Below are 22,774 nucleotides of genomic sequence, written 5' to 3' on the forward strand. Positions count from 1 at the left end.
CGCCAAGGGCCACTGCCGCGGTTCGACGGCCGCTTCGGCGACGGTCGGGATCAGACGTCGAGGAGGGTCTTCAGGGCGTACACGGATAGGTGGGTGTTCGGATCCGCTGCCCCCGTGTCGAAGCTGACGCCCTCGGACGCCAGGACATCGGCGGGGGAGTCCGTGCGGGTGGGGTCGGTCCACTTGAAGCCGGCGCTGACCTGTCCCCGAGCGTTCAGGACTCGCCATGCGTTGGGGCACTGGCTGCAGGTGGCCAGGTGCGTGCCGATCAGGGCAGCGTGGCTCCCGACCGCGGTCGCTACGTCTCCATAGGTCGTCCACCGCCCGGAGCCCAGGGAAGCCAGCAGACTGTGGAGAGTTGTCCAGTCCTTGCCGGAGCCGCCGAGTTGCTTGGCCAGACGCGCCAGACTGACTCCCGCCAGCGCCGCCCAGTCTTCGGGATCAACCATGTCCGGAACGTGGTTCGTGTCGACATCCCACCAGGCCGTGCCCTGTATCCTGTCGGCTTTGCGGCCGGTCACGCTGGTGAAGATGTGGTTGGCCAGCCCGGTTGGTGAGTACAGGCTGCTATCGGCCTCCCAGGTCAGCTGGTTGGCGGTGCCGTTGTTCCACGTGATGTCGCCCTAACCCGAGACGGTCGACGCACCGGGTATTTCGTATCGACCCGGGAGGAAAGTGGCAAGGAATGTAAGCTTGCTCATGGATACGCCGTTCCCATCGATGACCACTGCGATGACTGGAAAGGTTTTCGAATCCCGTCCTGGGTGTTGCATACGACCTAGAAGAGGGTGAACTTCACGCAGGTGCCGGACTGGCCACGACCACGTCCACACCCAGTCGCAGATCATTACGGGACAGGTCTTAGGTAGCAGTTTCTCCGTATCCGATAGATGCAAGAAGGGCGGCCCCGCCGCTCAGCGACTGCAGGGCATGAGTCGCCACGTCCAGGCGGACGTACTGGAATGATATGTCTTGACCCTTGCTTGTGGCTGACCACTGGTCCTTTTTCAGTGTGAAAAAGGCAGGCCATCTCTTAGGGTTTGCCGAATTGGATCCCAAACTAAGAATGTAATTGGCTGCGTCTTCTACGGCTTCCTTTTGTGATATTACCAGTTTCACGTGCGCGACTATGCAAGAAGTCATCGCTTGATCTATGAAGTCCTCTGCGGAGAATTCATTCGTCATGGACTGTAGATCGGCTCTGACCTTCGCCCCCCAAGCGTCGAATTCACCAAGAAGCTTCGCAGGGTCGAGCGTGAGGGCGAAGATCCTGTTCTTGCTGCCATCGGGCCCTAGGAAACCTCGCACATTGCCAGAAAAAGGCACTCGGCCGCAGTGTTGGCTGTAGTTGCGCAACTTACATGCGAAGCGATACGCAAATGAGGTGTCGAACTCATGGGACAACGCGCGTTTGAAGAGTTGAAGCTCCGGAGAAGCGGCCCCGAATTTCTTGTTTAGCTGCCGACTGGTTCGGTCATCGAATGCGCGAAACGCGGACAGGAAGTCGTCTACGCCCTGTTGAATCGCCCCCATGCGCCCATAGGTGCTGGAAGAGTCTTGCTCGGGGTTGGAGAGTTCCGCCAAGGTCGCTTTTAGGGAGCTATAGCGCTTTTCTAGGGCGGTGTACGGGGATTCCGTGAATAGCTCCATTAGCGAATATGCCGACTCCCTATGCCGTTCCGCCTCGCTTTCTGTGACTTCCTTTCCGAAATCCAACTCGTGAATTTTATTGTTCTCACCGATGATGACGTACCCCAGATGCCAAACGGTTTCTTCCTGCGACATCACGTGTTCCACCCCCAGCAGAGTTCGAAGCCTTGCAGGATCTCAGATGCGGTGCCGCACAGCAAGGGGATGTGTCGGGGGCGGTCAACAGGCAGAGAGTGGTTTCGCCCGGCGACGTTGGCGCACATCGAGTCGCCGTGCATGAGTACCTTTCCACCGCTCATATCCGGGCATGGGGACGGGTCCTGTAGGACGCAGGCGATCGCCGCTCACTGTCACGTTGCCGTGGAAGGCGCTGGACGGGCCGCCGGTCACGGCGTCGCTGCTCTTCTACTCGCGGGAGCGGAAGCTGGTGAACCGCAACTTTTTCAACATGCGTGTGTGGAAACCGGCGTTGGTCGCCGCAGAAGCCATCCCGGCACGCAAGCCGGGTCAGCGGTTCGCGGAGTCGCGCGAGCACGGGATGCACGCGCTGGGGCACTTCTACGCTTCCGTACTGCTGGACGTGAGGGAGAACGTCAAGGCCCTGTCGGAGTACCTCGGCCACAACGATCCGGGCTCCACCTTGCGGACCTACACCCACCTCATGCCGAACAGTCAGGCGCGCTAGGCGGGCCGTCGACAGCGTCTTCCGTGAGGGCGGAGGCACCGATGACGGCCTAGGAGGAAGGAAAGGTGTCCTGATCTGTTGCTGAATCAGATACCCGGAAGGGACCAGGGGCGCCGTGACCTGCCGCGATTGGTGGCTGTGGGGTGCTGACCTGCGCTGATGGCCTTTCGGCTGTTTCACGCTCGTGCCTGTCGATGCAGCCGGAAGTCCCAGAAAAAGCCCCAGGGGACTCCCACCTGTGATCGCCTCTCTTGCGGCTCTATGCAGAGCGAGGAGGTGCGGTGTCGGCTGGGAGCCGCGCATCGGTGGTCTCCTGTGAACGAATGGCAGCGCTTGCTCCTCGAACGACTCCCGCCTGCAGTGGGGAGAACGGGTACCTCAAAGAGGAGTGGCGCATCGACCGCGGACCACCCCGCCTGCGCGGGGAACCTCCTCATGCGTTCGTGGTTGGGTTCGGGCAATCATTGTGACCGATCGCGGTTGGCAGCAGGCCCCGTGAAATCTGGCGGGGCCTGCTGCCGTGTGGGCCGCCGCCTATGGGTGGTGCGTTGTTGAGACCGATGCCGAGTGGGATGGCGTCGTGCCGACCGGTGCCTTGCTGCCTGTTCCCGGCCCGCCGGCCAGGGCCAGTAGTAACAGGAGCAGCAGGAGACCGCCTCCTCCGGTGCCTGCTGCCACGAGGGGGCGAGGGCTGAGGGACCGGTGATGCTCGCGTACGCGGGTGCCGTCCGAGCGGTAGTAGGCACGGACATGGGTCGTCGGGCTGGTGGGGACTGGTCGAGGCCGTGACACGGGAGCGGGACGCGGGGTGGTACGTCGGGATGCCGTATAGGGCTGGGCGGTGCGGGGGCGGGTGCGGCGGTTGTGGCCTTTGACGTAGGTGCCGTCACGGCGGTAGTGCGGGCGTACGTAGGGCACGGGCGGTCCTCGGCGGTGAAGGGGGGAATACTCCCAGACGGGGCCGGGTGTTCCTCGGCTCAACACTCGACGGTAGCGACCGGCACTGACAATCCAGGGCGGCCAACTCGGCGACTATGCACACCCGGTGGCAGCAGCCAGCGATTTTCGGACGGGTGATCGCGACGTCGGGCCCGTGTCAGTGCCGGGCGCTGTCATAGAGGTGGGGGAACTGCGCTGTGGTGGGTACAGCGGTGGGGGCGCACCTGTTGAACGTGCCGGACTCGGCGATCGGGCCGCTTATCGGCATCGTCACCCTGGTGATGGCCGGTCTGCTGTACGGAGCCCGCCTGCTGGCCAGTGACCTTATCGACGTCATGCGAGGCCAGAGCCGCAAGTGACCCAGCGGGTTGAGTTGGGTGGGGGCCGGTGGGATCACCTCTGCGGCCCGTGGCGAACCCCGGCGGCGGGCGCCGAGGCCGAGCATGACTGGCCTCGGGGTGCAGTTCATCGAGCCCGGACAAACCGTCCGGGACCTCTCCTGTTCAGCGCCTCACTCTGACCAAGGCGGAAGGTTGAGTCCCCTCACCAGGCCCCCGCTACGTCGGTACCGTAGGCGCCTCTGACCTGTGTTCCTTCAGTCGGGGTGGCGGGATTCGAATCCACGACCTCTTCGTCCGAATTAGGTACGGGCAAGATCCTTACTAGCATGTTCTGGTATCTGCCCAGGCCAGAGGGTTGGCGTGGGTTGGCATAGCGTGGTGTCGCAGGGGCTCTGGGAGAAGGCCTTCTCCCAGATTTCTCCCAGGGAGCTGAGGAGGGCTGTCGCCGAATGGCGACTGCGGCTTGAGATGGGAACCGCAGGCGCCGGATCTCTGCCCCCCCCGCACACTGCTTCCGAAGGGATGCGGATTGCTTGCGCGAAGAAATGTCCCTGCTGGCAGGCGTGACATACGTGGCCGCAACCCGCTTTGGGCGTGGGGTCGAATCCATAATCAGGCGTGCTGGATCAGGCTGGGTGGTGCTGTCCTTGCAGGTCAGCACCCCACCTGACCGGACGCTGATCCCTGCCTTCGTCACCTCTTTTCCGCCGTCCGCTCAAAGCATGGATGACGTGAGCGCTGCTTAGAGGGGCAGCTCTGGTTGGGTTCGGGTGGTGGGCGAGGGCAGCCTCCAGGCGTGGGCCCCGTGTCAGTGCTCGTGGGTCTGTGCCGCATACGGGTTCAGACCCACGAGCTGCGCCCATGAAAGGCCCGAGCGCCGCCTGCCCCTACGCATGCGTGGACTAATTGCGCAGTAGGCGCATAGCCAGCACGGAGCCATCAGGATGTATGGAGATGGGACCGTTCCAGCGTGGGGCCCAGGTATCGCATGGCCAGGTGGACCGGCGCGCGTAGATTTCGCGACGGTACTGTTCCACCCGCCCCTCCTCAAGGTGGCGGAAGAGATCCTCCGCGACTCCGGAGAATGCCTCGACTCGCTTTCGGTTAAGCCGGAAGACGTGGTCTGTGCCAACGAAGTCGGTACCGAAGAACCGGTGTCGTGCGTCCTGGACGCTGTCCGTGGCCGCGTGTGTGAAGCCTGTGAAGTGCCGTTGTCCTTGTCGTTTCGTCAGGTACTGAGCGGTCGCCCTTGTGTCTCCGGCGAATGCAGTAAGTCCGGCTGCGGCTGTTCGAGCGAGCGCGTGTTGGAACCACGCGTAGCGGTCCGGGCTCACGTGATAGCCGGGTTCGGGCTCCGTGGGCTGGTCGCCTTTCGCGGGCGGCTGGATCCCGGGATAGACGTTGTCGTCCTCCAGCGCGTGATCAAGGACGCGACCCGGAGCGTCCAGCCAACCTCCTTCCCCGCCCGTCTCCAGGGCGTGGACTGTCAGTGGGCCGTCGAGCGGGAGCTCTGTGCTGAACAGCAGGCACTGTGTCTCGTCCCACGCCCCGATGTGCACTGCTTCGACGTGGGCGGAGGCCGACGCAAGCTGAGTATGGGACGCGGAGAGCCCGCTGTGGTTGCCCTTGCACGCGATCGGGAAGACGCGAGAGGGCGCGCCGGGCTTCCATACCTCGGCGAAGAACTGCGGTCGGTATCGGTAACCCGACTTCGGTCCGGAGTCCCTGCTGGTGAGGGCCCACCCTGCGCGCAGAGCTGTGTCAGCCGGCACGATCGATACGAAATGACTGGGATAGCGCCTGCTCAGGAGTCGTGTAGCGAGTGCCAGCGCGAAACCGGTGCCGAGTTCTCCCGACTGAAGTGCCTTGTAGTAGTCCGCGGTCTCCCTGCCCTCGGCGGAGAGTGCCAGGAAGGAGTTTGAGCTGCCGGCTAGAGCTTGGTTGTACTTCAGGCAGCCCCAGTGCTCGGCGAGGCCGCGTCCCGCTCCACGCCGGGCCAAGGTGATTGCGCGTCCAAAGGAGTGCAGCACATCCCAGGGTGTGAGTTGCGTGAGCCGGTCGAGGTCCTTGGCTGCTATGGGCCGTAGCCCCGGCTTTCGGCGAAGCCGATCAAGCTCCTTTTCCTCTCTTTGCTTGTCGTCGTCCGCCGCCGCGACGCTCACATCGCCGGCCAGCTCCCGGTTCGAGTGGACTGCGACGCTCGACGGCTCCGCAAGGTCTCTCAGCACTTCTGTCGTGATCTTCAACCTACCCCCTACTGATCCGATGTGCCTGGTCTGAGCGCTGTGGCCGGCAGTCTCGCCGCGGCTCTCGTACGTGCTGGCTCTACGCGCTGGCCGCGAGGTCGTTGAGGGCGCCGTTCACGACGTACCAGGACACAGTGAGCGTGTCGCGGTCGGGAGTGTGTGCCTCGCGGAACTCACGCCGTGGGTGGACAAAATTGCGGTACTTGCAAACGGCCTGGCTGAAGCGTTCCATGTCGACGTCGATCCAGCCCGCCTGGTGGCAGATGTCGATGAGGGCCTTGAGGCCGATGAAATTGGGGTCCTTGTTGCGCAGCAGGGAGGCGTCGCGTTCCTCGATCACCGTGAGCAGGACGCCTTCGAGGAGACTGCCCAGCATGATGATGGCCGCGATGTGAGCTCCGTTGGCGTAACAGGTACGGGCTTCGTCAAGGCGGCGCTGGAGCAGCGTAGCCATCCGTGGTTCACGGATGATCTCGGCCATGGTGGCCTTGAGTTCGACCGGTGCCTGCTGGCCCGGGTGCGCCATAGCCGGGTCGCAGACGACAACCCTGGGCCGGCCGCCGGGGTTCTCCAGGCGGAAGCCTTCGTGGACGAGGAAGGTGTTGACCGCGTTGACGACGGTCGGAAGGACGTCGGGCTCTTCGAGGTACTCTCGCGCATCTGCGAGCCTGACCAGCACCTTCTCCAGCTCGGTGGGGCTGTCACGACGAGCCATGATGAGCTGGAGCGTCCACTCGCCGCGGTACTCGCCGTCGTACTCGGGCACATTGCGCCACCCGGCGTTCTCCAGGAACTGTGCAATCTCGAAGCCCCTGCGGTAGTAGAGGTTGTCGTCGCCGCAAATGACGCGGGCCAGCTCCTTCAAGGTGTTGCCGTCGAGCGGACCCAAAACAGTTTCCTGCGTCATGCGGCGTCGTCCTCCGTGATGTCGTTGTCGGTTTGCTCGTCGTACCGGTCGTCGGTCTGTTCGTCCCCGGTGCCCTCTTCGTCGTTGAGCTCGTCGTCCGGGGACAGATGGAGTGGCTTCCACTCGGCGTTCGAACCGACCGACTGGGTGGCTGTCGCGGACCGCGTGTAGTTCGCAGGCCGGATCCCCGCACGGTCGAGCTCTTCCCACAGACCATCGAGTGCCGCAGCGGGGTCGAAGCGAAATTCGCTTTCCCGCACCCGCCAGAACTTCCAGCCCACGCGCTTCAGTTCACGGTCCCGTCGTTGATCACTCTCGATCTGCTCCCGCGTGGCGTGGTGGAAGGCGTCACCGTCGCACTCCACAGCGAGCCGACCGCGGGCCCCTACCACCACGAGATCGATGCGCTTGCTGCCAGCCGGGAACTGCGGGACCACGTGGTAGCCCAGTTCCTTGATCTTCAGGTACACCTGCTGTTCGAAAAGCGAGTCGAAGGGAGCCCTGCGAACGTCGGGCAGCACCGGTCCGATGTCGTCGGCGGCCTCCAGCGCAGCGGGCGGGTTCTCCATGTACGTCAGGAGGTTGAGCCGCAGGTCGTGTGGCTTGAGACGGTCCGGCGGGACCGAGTAAAAGAGCCACATCTGGTCCTGGGCCCGGCTGGCGGCGACGTTGTACGCCTGCTGCTCGCTCTTGTTCCCGCCCGCCGCGCGCGGCGGGTTCGTCACGACCATGGACAGCAGCATGACGTGGCGCTCGTCACCCTGGAACGAGGCCGCGTTGCCCACGCGAATCTGGTGGCGCTCACGCATGGTGGCCGGCAGCCGCTGCTCGATGAGGGTCTCCAGGAGCTTTGTCTGTCCGAAGCCCTGGAGCACGATCACGCCCATGGTCTTGTCCTGGTAGGCCGGGTCCTTGGCCAGGCGTGCTAGGCAGTCGACGATCGCCTCGGCCTCCTTGGGGTTGTGGACACGGCTGTCGCGGCCCGCAACCACGGCGCCTTCGACGAACTGCGTACACAACGGATCGAGCCTTTCGGCTCCGTACTGGCGCAGGGGGAGGAGCTTGTTGTCGTAAAAGGTGCTGGAGGACCAGTTGATGATCTCGGGCACACAGCGGAAATGCTCTTCGAGGCGGATCACCTGCGGGAAGAAGTTGCACAGCAACTGGTAGAGGTTCGTGTGCGGCGTATAGAGCTGGCGCAGCCGGGTGGGCATGTCCGGCAGATGGGCGGCCAGCTTGTCCTGGATCGCCTGCAGACGGCCCTGGGCCGTGACAGCGGGCGCGCACTGCTTGTCATCACCGACGACGATCACGCGCGGAGCCAACCACAGGAGGAACAACGCGTCCATTCCTGCCTGGCTGGCCTCGTCGACGATGACGACATCGAAGACGTCCCGCTTCGCCTGCACCATCTCGGCGACCTGGGGAATGGGCATGACCCATGCGGGAACCGCGCCCTGGGCCACGGACATCGCATCGCGCGCCGCGGCTCGGAAGCGCCCCGCATGCCGCCCCTTGCCCTTGCCTACGGATGCCATGTGTGTCCGGTAGGCCTGGAGCGCTGAATGCTGTTCCTGCGTCATCCGCTCCAAGCAGTGCAGCCGACCCCAGGCAGCAGCAAGTTCACCGGTCACATGCTCCAGCCGGGCCTCGTGTTCGCTCAGCTCGCCTTCGAGTTTGCGCTCCAGACCAGGCATGCGCTGCTTGTCCAGGAACTGCGAAGCCTTTGCCCATGCCCACGCCCGTTCCAGGGACCCGAGCCGTTCCTCCCAGTCGGGATCGTCAGCGATGTCGATGAGGCGGCCTGCGAGCAGAGGGTGGCTGGCGCGTAGGGCGCCGAGCAGCTCAGCGCACCGACGCGTGCGATGCTCCCGCTGGTGCGCTGCAGCCAGTGCATCTATGGCCTCGGCATAGGAGTCCACGTCCTGATCTCGAAGGGCCTGCACGAGGACCATGGACTCTGTCGATGGCTGGCCGCCATCGATGGGGGTACGAAGGAGTTCATCCCACGCGGCCAGTTGCGCAACTGCCTCGTCGGCGGCACGTCGGCCGTGGAGCGCGGCGACGCCAGCGTTGAAATCCTGCCACGTCCGGCGGGAGGCGATCGTCAAGCGCACGCCATGACGTACGAGAAGCTCGTCGACGCAGTCGCGAGCCGAGCCAAACGCCTGTACGTGCTCAAGGCGCTCGGCGCGTGCGCTCAGTGCCGCCAGCCGTACCTCCACGTCTCCCGGGGGGACCGCGGCGTTGACCTGTTGCCAGCGCGTGGCTGCGCCGGCAAGGGCGGAGTGGGCCCGGAGGTGCGCCAGTACAGCGTCCAGGTCCTCAGCCGTCTGCGGCGCACGACCGTCGACGGTGCAGGAGTCCAGCAACTCGCGCGCGTTCTTCCGAGCCTTGCTCGGAAACCGGGGGAGCAAGGTCTTGCCTGCGGCAAGGTGGGCCCGAAGCGCGGTGCCGGTGGTCGCCAGCTGGCTGGCCTTCTGGGCGGTCAGGTCCTCTGGCACGGTCACCAGGCGCAGACCCAGCGCGTCCACGTCCCGCACGACCTCGCGGATGTCCTCGGTGATGGCTGACACACGCTGCCACAGCCCGAAGTTGGATCGGGAGAGCCGGTCCGTCAGGGCCCGGGTGATCCAGGCATCCGGATCCCAGCGTGTGGCGTCGGCAGGCACGCCGAGGTGATGAAGGGACGTCTCGCAGGCATCGAGCAGCGAGGCCAGTTCGGCGGTCACAGAGGCGTCGAGATGGGCGAGTACGTTCCGGACCTCGATGGCCTCTGGCGACAGCCCCTCGTCGCTGAGGCAGCTGGCCGCGAAGACGTCCGCGACACGCTTGGGCGAAGGAAGCTCGTCAGGGACAGGCAACGTGCCGCCCGCGCGCGGCTCACCCGCGCCGTCACGCAGCAGGAGCAGAAGTTCCTGGGCCTGCTCGGAGGCCAGTGGAGGGACGTCTTCAGCGGTGTCCGGGAGAGGGCTGATCCACTCGAACTCCTGGGCGCCGGTGTGGACCCGCTCCACGATCTCGGCGAGTGTTCCCGCGTATCCCGGTGCCACGCTCCGATGCCGGTACTCGGCCTCCCTTAGCGAGATCACCTGCTCCGTGAGCGTCTCGATCCGTCCTCGTACCTCGTCTCGTTCGCCGGCGAGGCGGCGGATTTCGGCGCGTAGTTCGTCACGGTCGCTGGTGGCCACCTGGTCAGTCAGCGCGCTGATGGTGCGTTCCAGTTCGCCCGCGCCGTCGTGGCGAGTCGAACTGAGCAACAGGACACACAAGTCCCTTACTGAGGGCGGAAGTTTATCCCGCAGGACGGTCAGAGCCTGGTCGCGAGCGCTTGTGACGAGCACCCGCTGGCCCTGTGCGAGCAACGCGGAGACAAGGTTGGCGATCGTGTGGGTCTTGCCCGTGCCGGGCGGCCCCTGGACCACCACGCCGGTGTCCCGCTCCAGGCGCCCCAGCACACTGCGCTGCTGTGCGTTTGTCTTGCCCGGAAAGAGAGGATCGTCACCGAAGAGCGGGGCCTGCTGGGTTCCGTCCCAGGTGGATCGGTCGTCGGACTCGATCGTCATGGCCATTTGGGCCAGGCCGAGCGGCGCACGGCCCTCCGAGGCCACCGCTTCCGCGATCTGATCGTAGAACCTCAGCAGAGAGTTGAGGTTGCGGGGGCGCATGACCAAGGCGGGCGCGTATGTGAGACGCGCCCCCGGCTCAGGAGCGCGGGGTGGCTCCCACCCCGCGCTGAAGCCCATGGGACGTGTGGTCGCCCGCTCCTGCCACTGCGCCAGTTGCTCCAGCGCCTCGGTCCCCAGCGGATCCATCGCGCGAGCAGTGATCTCTTCCGAGAGAGCGGCCCCGCGCTCGCGTACCCATCCGTCGTCACTGTCCAGGAAATCCTGGTCTTCGAGACGCAAGGCGCTCTCCGACGACAACCGCACCGTCAGCTTTGCCGTGCGGCGGTCCACCGACGTCTCCACGCGCTGGGTGAACAGATGACGGTGCACCGTGTCCTCGTTCGGACTAGCCCAGGTCAACAGCCCTACGCCCAGGATAAGTTCCGTCTGGTCATCCTCCTGGGCCAGCTTCTGGTGCCACGCGTAGACCCGGTCGTAGAGCTCCCGAAGCGGTCGTTCCGCGCGCTCCCGCTCCGCCCACCTGCGCCAGCGGTCCAGCCAGGTGCCGTAGGTCCGCAGCACCTCACCTGCCTCTTCACGGCGCAGGGTGCCTTCCTCCTCCAGCCGCTCCCTCTCGTCTGCGACGCGCACGAGCTCCCGCCCCGGCCCCGCCTCCGCAAGAGGCGGATCACCACCATCTGGGTCCAGGCAGCGCGTCGGCTCGACCCAACCGTCAAGCGAGGCGGGAAGGTCAGGCGGCGCGCTCTGCGGCACATGGTCGAGAGTCAGCAGCACGCCGTCATCGCGTGGTGTCGGCCTGCGGACGGGCTCGGGCAGCCGGGCAAGCCATAGGCGTTCCCGGCCACGGTCGTCACGCTGTCTCTGATGGCTACTGTGGACCACGTCGCGCAGGAAGTTGACCAGCCCTGCTGTCTGCCCGATGACGTCAGGATCACTCGCGTGGCGTCGCGGAACGTTCACCATTCTCCTTCTTGGCCGCTGACGAACGTTTCAGGATGAGGGTCGGTCGTGGTCACCGCAACGAACTCCTGGCGGGATGGCTGGATCCGCTTCACAGCTCCGGCGCCCGGGCGTCACCGAATGGCTGGTCGTGGACGTGCCGATCGGTCTGGCGGAAGTACGCGCAGCAGGATTCCCCTCGGGTTCCTCTGCACAGGTGGGAGGCGATACGGGGCCCTCAAGAGAATCCAGATCGCAGGGCCCCGCATACGATGCCTAACCTCATAGGTGGCACTGCGGGCGGACCGAACGGCAGCTTTGATTCGCGATGAACGATGACCAGTTATGGCGCAAACTGGACCTCAGGCTTCACCGTCGAAGCGCCAAGTGTCCACCAGAGGAAACGGCAAAAGCGGCACCCTTTGGAAGTGGGCCATCCCCCGTAAGCGACGGCTAACAGCGGTTTCGCAAGATTCGGCAGCATAACGTTCAAAGGTCGACGCGTCCGGTGTAGGCCGTGGAGGTGTGAAAGCCCTCGCTCTTGATCATGCGGGTGTCATTCTCACCTACACCTGAGTAGTCTCCCGGCTGCCCGTTCCCGTACGGCTCGGTCTGTGCTCAGCACGGCGTCGGCGAGCAGGTGAATACGCCAGTACAAATGAAGTCGGCCTTCGGCGGTGGCGTCGGGCCGACTGACGAGAGCGAGCACGGGTGTGGGGTCGTCGAGGTCGCAGCGTACGGCGAGCCGAGCGAGGTCGGACCGGTGGTCGCCATAGATGGCCAGCTCCCAGTCGATGAGCAGTCGGGAACCGGTGGGTTCGCGAAGGAGGTGCCCTGGCTGCAGGTCGTGATGGAGCAGCACTGGCTGGATGGCGTTGTCGCTGGCGTCGACTTCTTGGTGGAGGCGCCGGGCCACGGCGCGTAGGGACGGGGCGGCTGCCGCGTATATGCGCAGGCGGTCGTGGAGGTAGTCGGTCCAACTGTGGTGTTGTCGTGCGCCGGCGAGGCGGCCGAAGTGCGTGCCGGGGATGCGGTGGATCGCGGCCAGCGGTTCGGCGAGCTCCGCCAGGAAGCGGTCGAGGTGCACAGGCTTCGTGTGAAGTGCGGTCTGTGCGGTCCATGGAGGGGCGCTGCTGCCGCTGGAAGCGGCGAGCAGCTGTGGAGCCGGGGCACCATGTCTGGCCAGGAGGCGGAGAGCGGCGGCTTCATTGGCAGCACGGCTCCGGTCGCCGTAGTGCTTGAGGATGTACGGCGTCGGTCCTTCCACCGACCAGACGCGGTTGGCCTGGCCGGTGGTGATCTCGCGGGCGCCGGGTGGGACGCGACCGTCGATGCCGTCCATGGTGCTGTCAGGCGACATCGCCGAGGTAGCTATCGAGGGGTTGGGGTGCCTCAGCAAGGGAGGCGATGGGCTGGCGGATGGCCTGTGGCAGCAGGTTGAGGGCAGGGACTTTGCCCAGCGGTACCCATTCCAGGCCGGTCTGCACCTCGTCCTGGGCATAGCCGCCGAGCTGGCCGGGATCGCTGGTGGGGGTGCACAGGAAGATCGCTTCGATGCGGTGGGTGTCGGCTTCGCTTTCGGGGTGGTCGTGGTTGGCGCCGATGTATTCACGGAGCCACAGCAGCCGCTCGACGGTGACGGTCAGGCCGGTTTCCTCGTCGACTTCGCGAGCGACGGCGTCGCCGAGACTCTCTCCAGGATGTTGGCCGCCTCCAGGGAGGAAGTAGCACTCCTGGTCCTCCCAGACGGCACGCATGAGGAGGACCTGGTCGTCGTGGAGGACCACGGCTTTGGCGGAGGTGCGAATTTCGGCGGTGGAGGGCTCGGTCATGGTTCTGGTCCAACTTCCTCTTGCGGATTGGATGGTGCTTCAGCGTTCAGTCTTACCGAAGGTCGTCGCGTGTCCGGTGATGCGACGGAAGATCATCCGCCAGGGGCCGGCGAGGCGGATGAACGGTTGGGCGGGGCTGTTTGCGATCAACCCTGCACGGCGGCCACGTGTGGGGCATGGGGCGGCAGTGACGCGGCAGGTCGGGGGAACGACCGCGGCATGAAGGGCCGGGGCCAGCTTGATGAGTCGTGCTGTCAGGACGGGACCATGCAGCAGGACCCCCGTGAGGGCAAGCACGAAGCACAGCGGACCGGCCCAGAATGCGGAGATGACCACGGCGGCGATCAGCGGGGCGCCGGTGACCCAGGCGATCTCGTCGGCCCATTCCCGGAGTACCAGGAGCGCCTTGCCGATGCGGGTGAGGGCGCTCGGCAGGTGAGCGACGCCCTTCGCATGGCGGTCCGGCCGGGCTGACGTGAGGAAGGCGAGGGCGTGGAGGTTGGTCAGGCCGCGAGGCTCGGTATAGGGCTCGTCCAGGACGGCGACGGTGGCGGGTGCGATGTCGGCACCGAGGAGGGAGAGGCGGTGGCCGGTGCCCAGATCCTCCATCGGTTCGGGGAAGCCACCGAGGGTTCGTAGGGTCGGCAGGTGGACGGTCATGCCACAGCCGACGCCGTAGATCATTGGCCGCAGCAGTGTCCTTATAGGGCTTGGAACTTGGGTGGTAGTGAGCCATTGCGTCAGGCGGATGCGGGCGAGCTCGATACCGAGTGAGCGGCGGAGCTGGTAGAGCCATTCTCCCGCCAGGAACAGGCCAGTGGCGCCGGGTGGAAAGGGACGGCGGCCGAGCAGTGGCAGGCGCTGCTGCTGGATCAGGGCCGGCGGCCGGCCGGTGAGGGCTCTGCGGCGAGTAGCTATATCGGCGAAGGCGGTCAGCGTACGGACGTCCGGGGTGGCGTCGGCGTCATAGACGCAGAGAAAGGTGTTGTCCGCGTCGTTCTCGTCGTGCCAGCCGAGGGGGCTGAGGATCTCGTCGAGGCGGTCGACGGCGTGGTTCAGCTGTCCGGCCTTGCGGCCGCCGGTGTCAGGTTGGTGCAGGTGCACCAGACGCAGCCCCACGGCTGGCTGGCCTACGGCCAGGGCGGCGACGGTTTCGCGGGTCGTGGGTTCTGCGTCGTACAACTCGGCGAGAAGGGGGAGGCGCTTCTCTTTGGGAGCAGCGTTGACCTCGTCAGCGACGTCGCCGCAGCGGTCCCCGGGGAACGTCCCGCGCAGTTGGGCCTCGGTGAGGCAGCTGGTGTCCGCCAGTGCCGGAAGGCGATCACGGTCGCGACGGCGGGCGTTCTCTTCTCGTTCGGTGGTGATGGCGACCACCACTGCACGTTCTCGTGGGTAGTCGAGGGCCGTGAAGGCGGCGATCGTCTCGGGGGCAAGGGTTTGCTCGCGGAGCATGGGCAGCAGGACCACCAGCCAGGGCCCGTCCTCGTCGGCCGAGACGGGGTCTCGGCGTGCGTTGTCCAGCAGCCAACGGGCAGAGAGTTCGACTGCGACGAGTGCCCAGAGCCCGCGGGCCAGCAGGAGGGCGAGCAGGACGGGAACGGCGTAGTGGAACCACAGTTCGACCAACATCATCGTTCCTCCTCCAGCAGGCGGTAGACAGAGCGAACTTGATCGGCGATGTATGGCCAGGCGAAGAGCTCGGCGCGCTCCCGGGCCGCGGCACGTCGTGCAGCGTGGGCGGCGGTTCCGAGTTGGCCGAGGAGGGTTTCGACGGCTTCGGCGGCGCCAGCTGCGTCACCGGGTGGTGTGAGCAAGGCGGCAGGGCCGTGACCCGTGTAGTACGAGATGCCGCCGGTGTCGGTGGCGACTACCGGGGTTCCGCAGGCCAGGGCTTCCAGGAGTGCGTTGTTGGCGGTTGCGTCTGTCAGAGGGAGGAAGACGGCCGCGGCCTGGCGGTAGAGCTGGGTGAGGGTGAGTTCGCTGATTCCTTCCAGCAGGCGCACGGCTGGGTGCCAGGTGCGCCGGTTGGCCTGGCGGGTGACGACGGCGAGCTCGATGTCGTTGCCGTGCCGTCGATGGAGCTGGTCGTGGACCGTGTCCAGGACCTCCCAATCGCGCAGCCACCAGCCCACAGTCAGGAGCAATGGTCGGCCGCCGGGCTCCGGGACTCCTGACGGCGTGAAGGCGGCGGTGTCGATGCCGTGCGGGATCAGGTGCACGCGCTCCTCGGACAGGTGGTTGGCAAAGAACGCCAGCTGGTCGGGGGCGAGGGCGATGATCTGGCTTGCGTGTGTGGCGAGCCGCCGCCAGTTCGTGGTCGGCATGAAGCCGGCCAGGCGGGCGGGCGGCTGGTGATAGGTGACGGCGGTGGGGCCCAGTCGGTGGCGGGAGAACCAGAACTGCTCGTCGCCGTAGAGGATGTGGGCGGGCCCGCGTCTGGCGAGGACGCGTGCATCCGTGGCGAAGTGTTCGGCCGGGTAGAACGGCAGGGGGCAGCGGCGGCGAAGCCAGTGATGGGCGGCGGTGGCGATCTTCTGGCCGGTGATTCCTCGTGGCGCGGTGATGCGCTTGGCTTCCGGCAGGTAATCAAGGAGCCGGTCGTAGCCCCCATGGTGGCTGTGCCAGGGGACGCGGACGGCCGAGGCGATCACCGTGTGCGGCACGGTGCCACCGCCCTCGCAGCTGGGGGCAGCAGACCCATGGCTCGGAGCTCCGGTGCAACCGCCGTGGATCTGGTGAGGCGCAGCACGGGCAGCCCATGGGGCTTGTTGGGGCCGAGATGGTGGCGCCAGCGACGGCGGTGCTGGCGGTGATGGGCCGGGCCCCAGAGGAGAATCGAGTCCCTGGCGAACAGATGTCGGAACGTCTCCTGGTTGCCGGCGAACAGCTCCTCGCCACGGGCGGCTCGCCGGAGTGAGCGCTTGAGAAGCCTGGGCAGGCAGGTGCGCAGGGGGAGGTCGAGCCAGATCGCCAGCTGGGCGTGGCCCAGCAGCATCTCGCCGACAGGCCCGCTGTAGTTGCCATCGGCGATCCAGGTCTCTGCGCTGAGCGCGTCCCTGGCCCGCTTCTGGAAGATCACGGCGTCAACGGGCGTCCAGCCCGCTCCCCAGAACAGGTTGTCGAGGTCCAGGTGAGGCAGTCCCGTGTGTCCGGCAATCTCGGCGGCGATGGTGGATTTCCCAGAAGCCACGGGACCTACAACGGCGATGCGTTTCGGTGTCACGAGAGCCTCCTGGCCACGGCGTCGGCGAGGCGTTCCAGCAAGTGGGGAATACGAACGCCGGCGGTGACCCTGAACACCGGGACTTTCGCTACCAGGTCGTCCAGTACCTGGTCGGCCTGAGCGCGCAGTGCCTCCACCGACCGGCTCTGACACGCGAACCACGGATGGAGCCAGTCCTCGTCATCCGGGGTGCAGCACGCGGCGGCCAACTCGGCACGGGCGGTTTCGCCGTGCAGCCCCTGGATGCTGAGCGGGGTGTCATCGTCGCGAAGCCGTGGCAGAAGCACGAGCCGCAGTGGAGCGCCCTCGCGGACCTGGGCCGCGAAGGCGGCGGCGAAATCCCGCGGGGTGCAGCTTGCCTTCTGATCCGTACCGAACGTGCGAGGGAGCACCCGGTGCGGTGGCAGGGCCTCGCGCGGCGTCAGAGCGGACAGTGTGCCTCCGGCGATGCGGATGGACAGCGGGACACCGATGACGTCGGCCGCGTTCTGAGTGAGCATCGCGCGGTCGGAGGCCACCAGGTCCGCGCGGCGGTGGCAGGCGAGAGCGGCGAGCATGGTGGTCTTGCCAGCTGTGGTCGGTCCGGCGACGAGCACCCCGTTTCCGTCGATGGACGCCGCGGCGGCATGGAAAGCGGTCCAGCCCCGGTCTTCGCCGCACCGCATCACGACTTCCCGGATGATGCGCAGCAGATAGCGCTCTCCGCGGCGTGCATCAGGGTGGAGAACGATGTGCAGGCGTCCGGTGGAGTCGTGCGCATAGAGATGGTCCTGGGACAGGTGCGAGCGGGGATGAGGGCGCCACCAGTCCACGTCACCCACCCGCGACCGCAGATACGGCTCACCGCGGAACGGCTCGACGCACCGGCTTTGCACCGTCTGGAGGCGGGCGGACCGGTCTGCGAACAGCTCACGGTTGTGGCGGATGCGAATGCTGGTCAGCCGACCACAGGGTGGGGCTGGCGCGGCTTCGGGGGCGAAGCTGTGCAGGTGAGTGTGCTGTTCGACGGCGAAGTCCTGGTCCACCTCGACATCGAAGACGTGTCCGGCGAAGGTGACGGACGTCGTCGTGGTGGTGGTCATGAGCGGCTCCCGGCAGGAACCGCGTCCTGGCTGCTGAGAAGCTCCTCGGTAGCCCCCGTGACCAGACGGCGGGCGATATCGACGCCCATCTTCACCGCGTGGTCCATGTTGCCGATCTCGTACCGCCAGGTACCGAACCGGCCGCGAGGGTAGATCGCTTGGCCTTCCAGCCACGGCACCGTCAACGCCAGCGCCTCGTCCCGGTCCAGAGTGGGGATCGGGTAGGCGTACGGGATCATCTCCACATGGGCTGTGGCCAGCTCGGCCAGGCCGGGAACCAGGCGATGTCGCCGCAGCGCAGCATCGGCGGCTTTCACCAGGGCACGCTGGTTGACCCGAGTCCCGGGCATCACGGAGATCTCCGTCATCCATGAGCTGAAGGCGGTGGTGTCGGCGCCGGGGACGTTGGCAGGCGCGTACTTGCTGAAGTTGGTGGCGCGGTAGAACGGCACGTCGTCCTCTGGGAAGTAGAACCATGACCGTTCGTCCAGGGTGGGGGCTCGGTATCCGAGGCCGACCATGGCGACGGTGGTGTGCTTCAGCCGGCGGGCCGCCTCCCGTACGTCGGGTGGGCTCGTCGTCGTCATGGCGGCGAGTCGGTCCAGTGGCATGGTGGCTACGACCTGGTCGTAAGGGACCGCCTCCCCGCTCTCCAGTCGCACGAGGCAGGCGCTCGGGTCGATCGACGTGGCTGGGGCTCGGGTGCGGACTCGGTTGCCCAGGCGGGCTCCCAGTCGTCGCCAGATCTCCCCAGTGCCCCCGATGGAGGGGAAAGCGAATGTGGAGTTCGGCCCCCATTTCGGTGCGGGGGCTTTGACGCCGTAGAAGGCTGCCAGGATCTCGTCGAGGTCGACCGGTGCCACTCGCTCCGCGACCCAGCCTGCGCTCATCTTCTCTGGTGAGATCGCCCAGACCTTGGTGTTGTACGGGGCGAAGAAGCGCTCAACGAGGCCGCTTCCGTACTGGGCCTGTAGCCACGTCGCGAAGTCGGTGTCGGTCGGCAGGGTCTGTCCGCGCTGTTGGCAGGCGTGCGTCAGCGACACCAGGCACGCTTCGGCGTCGGCCTGCGGCAAGCAGTGGAGGTGCTGCTGGAAGGGGTAGGGCACCCAGCGGTCGCGGAACCGGATGTACGAGGACCGGTCGTGGTGCAGCAGTTCATGCGGGGCGAAGAGCTCGCCCAGGAGCCGGTCGAACTCCCCGAAATGGGAGAAGACCACGTGGCCCCCCAGGTCCCAGGTGAAGCCGGCACGATCGACCACGGATGACGCCAGCCCTCCGACGGTGGGCGACGCCTCCAGCAGGGTCCAGTTGCGGTGGCCGAGCCGGTCCAGCTCGCTCGCGCACGCCAGTCCGCAGGGGCCGGCACCGAGGATGACGATGCGGCCGGGTAAGGGATCTTGGGCTTTGGGCATGGATTCCTCTTTCCTGTAAAGGCGTTCGTGATCGGTGTGAACAGGTCGCATCCCCGTCAGATCTCGCCTTTGGGCGTGCGAGGGTTGGGAGCAGTGATCTTGAACGTGATCCAGACGGTCTTACCGATGCCGTGCTGCTCGTCCACGCCCCACCCATCGGACAGTTCGTCCACCAGGAGCAGGCCGCGACCCGAGGTGTCATCAAGGCGCGGATGCTGCCGATGCGGCCGGTCCGCATCCTGATCGTGAACCTCCAGCCGAACCACCGATCCGCTGATGGCTAGCCGTGCCCGAAATCCGAAGCTGGGCGGGCCTGCATGTACGAGCGCGTTGGTGGCGACCTCTGACAGGCACAGACACACGTCATCGAGGCGGTCCCGGACTCCCCAAGACGACAGAGCCTCGACGGCGAACTTGCGTGCCTCACTCACGGACGAGCCGTGTGGAGAGAAGGTCCGCTCGCGCCGCAGGGGCGGGCCGCTGTCGCTCCAAATGGCCTCCGCGCTCCGAATCGCGGTACGGGGCTCTGCCTGTCGCCGCATCGCGCTGTCTCCTGCTGCTGGCATTGCCGGAACACCACCTCTTCGCTCGCGTTCAGGGCGGGCATCGAGCCTGACGTCCAAGCGGCACGCCTCACCACGACATGAGTGCCGACGTCTGATTCGGGCTTGGCGGAGTGGACGACATGGGTACCGTCACGTTGCCGCCGTCTCCACCGTCATCTCCTCGCACACGGCAGCTCGCACTCCCGTATGCGGCATTGCAGGGCTACCGTCGAACCGACGAGCCGACCGGAACCCATCGGGGGATTGATGGCTCAAAGGCCCACTCTTCTGCGGACATTGATCACCAGGCGCCACTGGCAGGTATTCGAGACCTTCAAGCTTCACTTCGAGCGCACGGCCAACGAACTCGCCGAACAGGACCGTGATCCGACGCTTGTCGGGCTGACGGTGTCGAAGCGGCAGTTTGAGCGGTGGTACGGGGGCGAGGTGAAGACCCGCCCCTACCCGGCCTTGTGCCGGGTACTGGAGGCGATGTTCCGACATCCCGTCGATGTCCTGCTCGGTCCAGCGGACGAGGGCAGTGCCGTTCCCCAGCTTCGGCTCGTCATGCCGACACGGCCGCCGTCCCCTTCGCTCGAACCCAGAGAAGGCGACAGCGACTTCGACGGCATCGAGTTCACCAGCAGACCCGTTCCAGGCGACAACGCCGGCCGGGACACGTTAGAGAGGCAGGTCGCCATGGCAGCTCGCCGTGCATTCCGCTTCAGCGCGATGGCAGAAGGCAGCAACGTAGGTCCCGAGACCCTGGACGAGCTCCACCAGGAGGTACGTCGTCTAGCCGCCTCCTACCCCCAGCTGCCGCTTGCCCCCCTCCTCGGCGACCTCGTCGAAGTCCAAGACCTCTCCTTCCGCTTCCTCGAACACGGCCATGTCCGCCCCGGCCAGGCCCGCGAGTTGTACCTGCTCTCCGCCATCACCTCCGGCATGCTCGCCAAGGCCAGCCACGACCTCGGCGACCCGCGATCGGCCATGACACAGGCCCGCACCGCCTACGTATGCGCGGACAACGCCGACCACCACGCCATGCGCGCCTGGGTCCGCGGCCTGCAATCCCTGATCGCCTACTGGGACGGCCGACACCAGGAAGCCTCTAAATACGCTTCCCTCGGCATTTCCCAGGTGGCAGGCGTAACCGGCACCAGCGCCGTATGGCTGTCTTGCTTGCAAGCCCGTGCCGGAGCCGCACTCGGCGATGTGGCAGCCGTACGGAGTTCCCTCGCAGAAGCTGAACGGGCCCGCGATGCGGCGTCCCCCGACGACCTGGACGAGTTCGGCGGCATCATGACCTTCCCCGTACCACGCCAGCTCTACTACGCCGCTGACGCCACCGCCTGGCTGCCGAACGCCCCCGAGGCGGAGCATCAGGCTGAAGCGGCCGTCGCCGCCTACCGCCAAGCGGAACCCGAAGAATGGGCTTTCGGCGACCAGGCCGGCGCCCACACCGACCTTGCCCTCGCCCGCATCCACGCCGGAAGCCTCGACGGTGTCGATGAGGCCATGCGGCCCGTTCTCGACCTGTCCGCCGATCAGCGCATCAACGGCATCGTTGCCTCGGTGCGGCAGGTCCACACCGCGCTGCGTGATCCCCGGTGGCTCACCGCACCCGAGGCCCGCGTGGCACGGGAGGAAATCGAGGCGTTCACCGCGGCCCCCGTCGCCGCCCTGCCCAGGTAACACCGCCCGCGAGTAGGGTCCCAACCATGCACCCGGTCGACATCGCAGGCCCCCGGCTCCAGTTGCGCGAACTCACCAGCGACGACGTGGACGCCGTACACGCCATCTACGGCGACGCCGAGGCCACCCGCCACCTAAGCTTTGAACCCCGAACTCGTGAACAGGTCGGGGAGATCGTCGCCCGCTCCATCGCCTCTTCCGGGGAGCAGCCCCGCACCGAATACGCCCTCGGCGTGATCCGCCAGGAGCAAAGGGATCTGGTGGGCTTCGCCCGCCTGGCGCTCGACCCGCACGCCCAGAAGGCCGCCACTATCGGCTTTGCCCTGCGCCCCCATACATGGGGCGCGGGTCTGGGCACCGAAACCGTTCACCTGATGTGCGCCCTCGGCTTCAACCACCTTGGCCTGCACCGCATCTGGGCCGCTCGCGCACCGCTGAACGCCGCCTCTGCCAAGACCCTGCTCCGCGCCGGCATGACGGAGGAAGGCCGCATTCGGGAGCACGTGTTCGTACGAGGAGCGTGGAGGGACTCGATCACGTACTCAGTCCTCGATCACGAATGGCGGGAGTCAGATGGATTCGCGGCGGCCAACTGCTGACTCCCGCCACACAGCGACCAAGCACAGAACGCCCACCAGCCATGACCGAGGCATGCGGTCATGGCCGATGCATCAGCACTGCGTTCGGTCCTACCCCTACCTGGTCGGATCCGCGGAAGCGCTCGGCTTCATCCCCTGGACCAGGGCATGGGCTCGGGGCGGCGGTACCACCACCATGCCTTCTGCGCCGAACCATCAGTCGGCTCATCCCAGCCATCAACGACAACGTGTTCTTCGTCGTCGACTGTCAGCTCCTGATAGAGGCTGTCGACCTTGTCGAGGTAGCGCTTGTACAGCGTGGCCACGTTCCCCGGGAGTCGGCGCAGATGCCCCTCGATGTCATCGCGGTATCCGAGCACTTCCTGGTAGAACTCCACGGGGTACCAACCAGATGGCTCCCAGCTGCTCTCTGCGCGTCGAGATAGCTTTTCCCACGCCCCCAGGTATGACTTGGCAATCCGCGCCACCTCGGCAACGTCAGCGGTGATGGTCGAACCATCCGCCTCGTTGCCGTCTCCCTTCAACAACTGGAGGGATTCCGCAAAAGAATCGGCCAGAGGTGTTGCAATCTTCTGCTCGCGCACCACTTCCGGAAGGTGCATCACAGGAACATCTGGCAAGCGATCCACGAATGCCTCAACGGCTGTAACTGTGAACGTTAGCTCGTCATCGTCCGACTCGCTCAGCCGGGCCCGCGTCGTCAGCCCTTCTGGGGTAACCAACCAGTGGGCGCTCATGGCGCTCTCCTGAGGAGGGTACAAGACGGGCGTGCCAAGCCGGCCCGCAAATGCTGCGGAGAATTCGGATTCTGGAGGCTGCTGCCCCACCGAGTCCTGAGCGTAAATGTCCAGGGACAGCGACACATTTCCCGGGACGTGCGAGTATTCACACGAGACCAGGGCCTCCCAGTTGCGGTCGTCTTGGTCGCCGTCAGCGTCGGCAACGTCCACTTCTCTCACCGGAACCCGGAAGACCGCCGCGAGAGCTTCAGCCATGACACCCGGGTCACAGCTATCGACGAGGAAAAGATTGTACGTCATGGTGTGTAAG

18 protein-coding genes are annotated in these 22,774 nt (G+C 66.1%); 4 read left to right on the forward strand and 14 right to left on the reverse strand.

The features are described 5' to 3' along the window. Window positions 1-50: 50 nt before the first annotated feature. Entirely contained in the window at window positions 51-449 is a 399-nt protein-coding gene (locus tag M8I34_RS03705) for an MGMT family protein (RefSeq protein WP_250047853.1), read from the reverse strand. 412 nt (window positions 450-861) lie between these two features. Then, the gene (locus M8I34_RS03710; protein WP_250047854.1) at window positions 862-1,785 is read right to left on the reverse strand and encodes a hypothetical protein; all 924 of its coding nucleotides are present in this window, start codon (window positions 1,783-1,785) and stop codon (window positions 862-864) included. 220 nt (window positions 1,786-2,005) lie between these two features. On the opposite strand from M8I34_RS03710, the gene M8I34_RS03715 reads away from it, so the two are divergent. Both M8I34_RS03715 and M8I34_RS03720 read left to right on the forward strand, forming a co-directional pair. Further along, window positions 2,006-2,335, forward strand: coding sequence for a hypothetical protein (locus M8I34_RS03715; protein ID WP_176963827.1), 330 nt, complete (start codon window positions 2,006-2,008; stop codon window positions 2,333-2,335). 1,136 nt (window positions 2,336-3,471) lie between these two features. After that, window positions 3,472-3,633: a hypothetical protein gene (locus M8I34_RS03720; protein WP_250047855.1), complete on the forward strand. Its 162-nt coding sequence runs from the start codon at window positions 3,472-3,474 to the stop codon at window positions 3,631-3,633. Window positions 3,634-4,517: 884 nt separating this feature from the next. Here the strand turns inward: M8I34_RS03720 and M8I34_RS03725 are convergent. The 11 genes from M8I34_RS03725 to M8I34_RS03775 all read right to left on the reverse strand — a co-directional run bounded on the left by M8I34_RS03725 (window position 4,518) and on the right by M8I34_RS03775 (window position 19,316). Then, the gene (locus tag M8I34_RS03725) at window positions 4,518-5,861 is read right to left on the reverse strand and encodes a hypothetical protein (protein ID WP_093491595.1); all 1,344 of its coding nucleotides are present in this window, start codon (window positions 5,859-5,861) and stop codon (window positions 4,518-4,520) included. 79 nt (window positions 5,862-5,940) lie between these two features. Then, window positions 5,941-6,768: a hypothetical protein gene (locus M8I34_RS03730; RefSeq protein WP_250047856.1), complete on the reverse strand. Its 828-nt coding sequence runs from the start codon at window positions 6,766-6,768 to the stop codon at window positions 5,941-5,943. Next, the gene (locus M8I34_RS03735; RefSeq protein ID WP_250047857.1) at window positions 6,765-11,360 is read right to left on the reverse strand and encodes an AAA domain-containing protein; all 4,596 of its coding nucleotides are present in this window, start codon (window positions 11,358-11,360) and stop codon (window positions 6,765-6,767) included. Before M8I34_RS03735 ends, M8I34_RS03730 begins: the two co-directional genes overlap by 4 nt. 538 nt (window positions 11,361-11,898) lie before the next feature. Beyond that, window positions 11,899-12,696: a phosphotransferase family protein gene (locus M8I34_RS03740; protein WP_250047858.1), complete on the reverse strand. Its 798-nt coding sequence runs from the start codon at window positions 12,694-12,696 to the stop codon at window positions 11,899-11,901. Beyond that, window positions 12,686-13,168 (reverse strand): NUDIX domain-containing protein, encoded by a 483-nt coding sequence (locus M8I34_RS03745; RefSeq protein WP_250047859.1) that lies wholly within the window; start codon window positions 13,166-13,168, stop codon window positions 12,686-12,688. Before M8I34_RS03745 ends, M8I34_RS03740 begins: the two co-directional genes overlap by 11 nt. Before the next feature lie 39 nt (window positions 13,169-13,207). Next, entirely contained in the window at window positions 13,208-14,800 is a 1,593-nt protein-coding gene (locus M8I34_RS03750; protein WP_250047860.1) for a hypothetical protein, read from the reverse strand. After that, the gene (locus M8I34_RS03755; protein ID WP_250047861.1) at window positions 14,797-15,831 is read right to left on the reverse strand and encodes a glycosyltransferase; all 1,035 of its coding nucleotides are present in this window, start codon (window positions 15,829-15,831) and stop codon (window positions 14,797-14,799) included. Before M8I34_RS03755 ends, M8I34_RS03750 begins: the two co-directional genes overlap by 4 nt. Then, window positions 15,816-16,391: a hypothetical protein gene (locus M8I34_RS03760; protein ID WP_250047862.1), complete on the reverse strand. Its 576-nt coding sequence runs from the start codon at window positions 16,389-16,391 to the stop codon at window positions 15,816-15,818. The genes M8I34_RS03755 and M8I34_RS03760 overlap by 16 nt, the downstream gene beginning before the upstream one ends. Continuing rightward, window positions 16,388-17,473 (reverse strand): hypothetical protein, encoded by a 1,086-nt coding sequence (locus M8I34_RS03765; RefSeq protein ID WP_250047863.1) that lies wholly within the window; start codon window positions 17,471-17,473, stop codon window positions 16,388-16,390. Before M8I34_RS03765 ends, M8I34_RS03760 begins: the two co-directional genes overlap by 4 nt. Next, window positions 17,470-18,885 (reverse strand): NAD(P)/FAD-dependent oxidoreductase, encoded by a 1,416-nt coding sequence (locus tag M8I34_RS03770; protein WP_250047864.1) that lies wholly within the window; start codon window positions 18,883-18,885, stop codon window positions 17,470-17,472. Before M8I34_RS03770 ends, M8I34_RS03765 begins: the two co-directional genes overlap by 4 nt. Window positions 18,886-18,941: 56 nt before the next feature. After that, window positions 18,942-19,316, reverse strand: a complete 375-nt coding sequence (locus tag M8I34_RS03775; RefSeq protein ID WP_250047865.1) for an anti-sigma regulatory factor — start codon at window positions 19,314-19,316, stop codon at window positions 18,942-18,944. Between the two features lie 411 nt (window positions 19,317-19,727). Here M8I34_RS03775 and M8I34_RS03780 point away from each other — a divergent pair, with 411 nt between their 5' ends. Together M8I34_RS03780 and M8I34_RS03785 are read left to right on the forward strand one after the other, a co-directional pair. Next, a complete protein-coding gene (locus M8I34_RS03780; protein ID WP_250047866.1) occupies window positions 19,728-21,125 on the forward strand; it encodes a hypothetical protein in 1,398 nt (465 codons plus the stop codon). 26 nt (window positions 21,126-21,151) lie between these two features. After that, a complete protein-coding gene (locus M8I34_RS03785; RefSeq protein ID WP_250047867.1) occupies window positions 21,152-21,724 on the forward strand; it encodes a GNAT family N-acetyltransferase in 573 nt (190 codons plus the stop codon). 128 nt (window positions 21,725-21,852) lie between these two features. On the opposite strand, the gene M8I34_RS03790 is transcribed toward M8I34_RS03785, so the two are convergent. After that, window positions 21,853-22,764, reverse strand: a complete 912-nt coding sequence (locus tag M8I34_RS03790; RefSeq protein ID WP_250047868.1) for a hypothetical protein — start codon at window positions 22,762-22,764, stop codon at window positions 21,853-21,855. Between the last annotated feature and the right edge of the window lie 10 nt (window positions 22,765-22,774).

It is taken from the genome of Streptomyces sp. MCA2 (genome assembly GCF_023544705.1).
GTDB classification, from domain to species: domain Bacteria; phylum Actinomycetota; class Actinomycetes; order Streptomycetales; family Streptomycetaceae; genus Streptomyces; species Streptomyces decoyicus.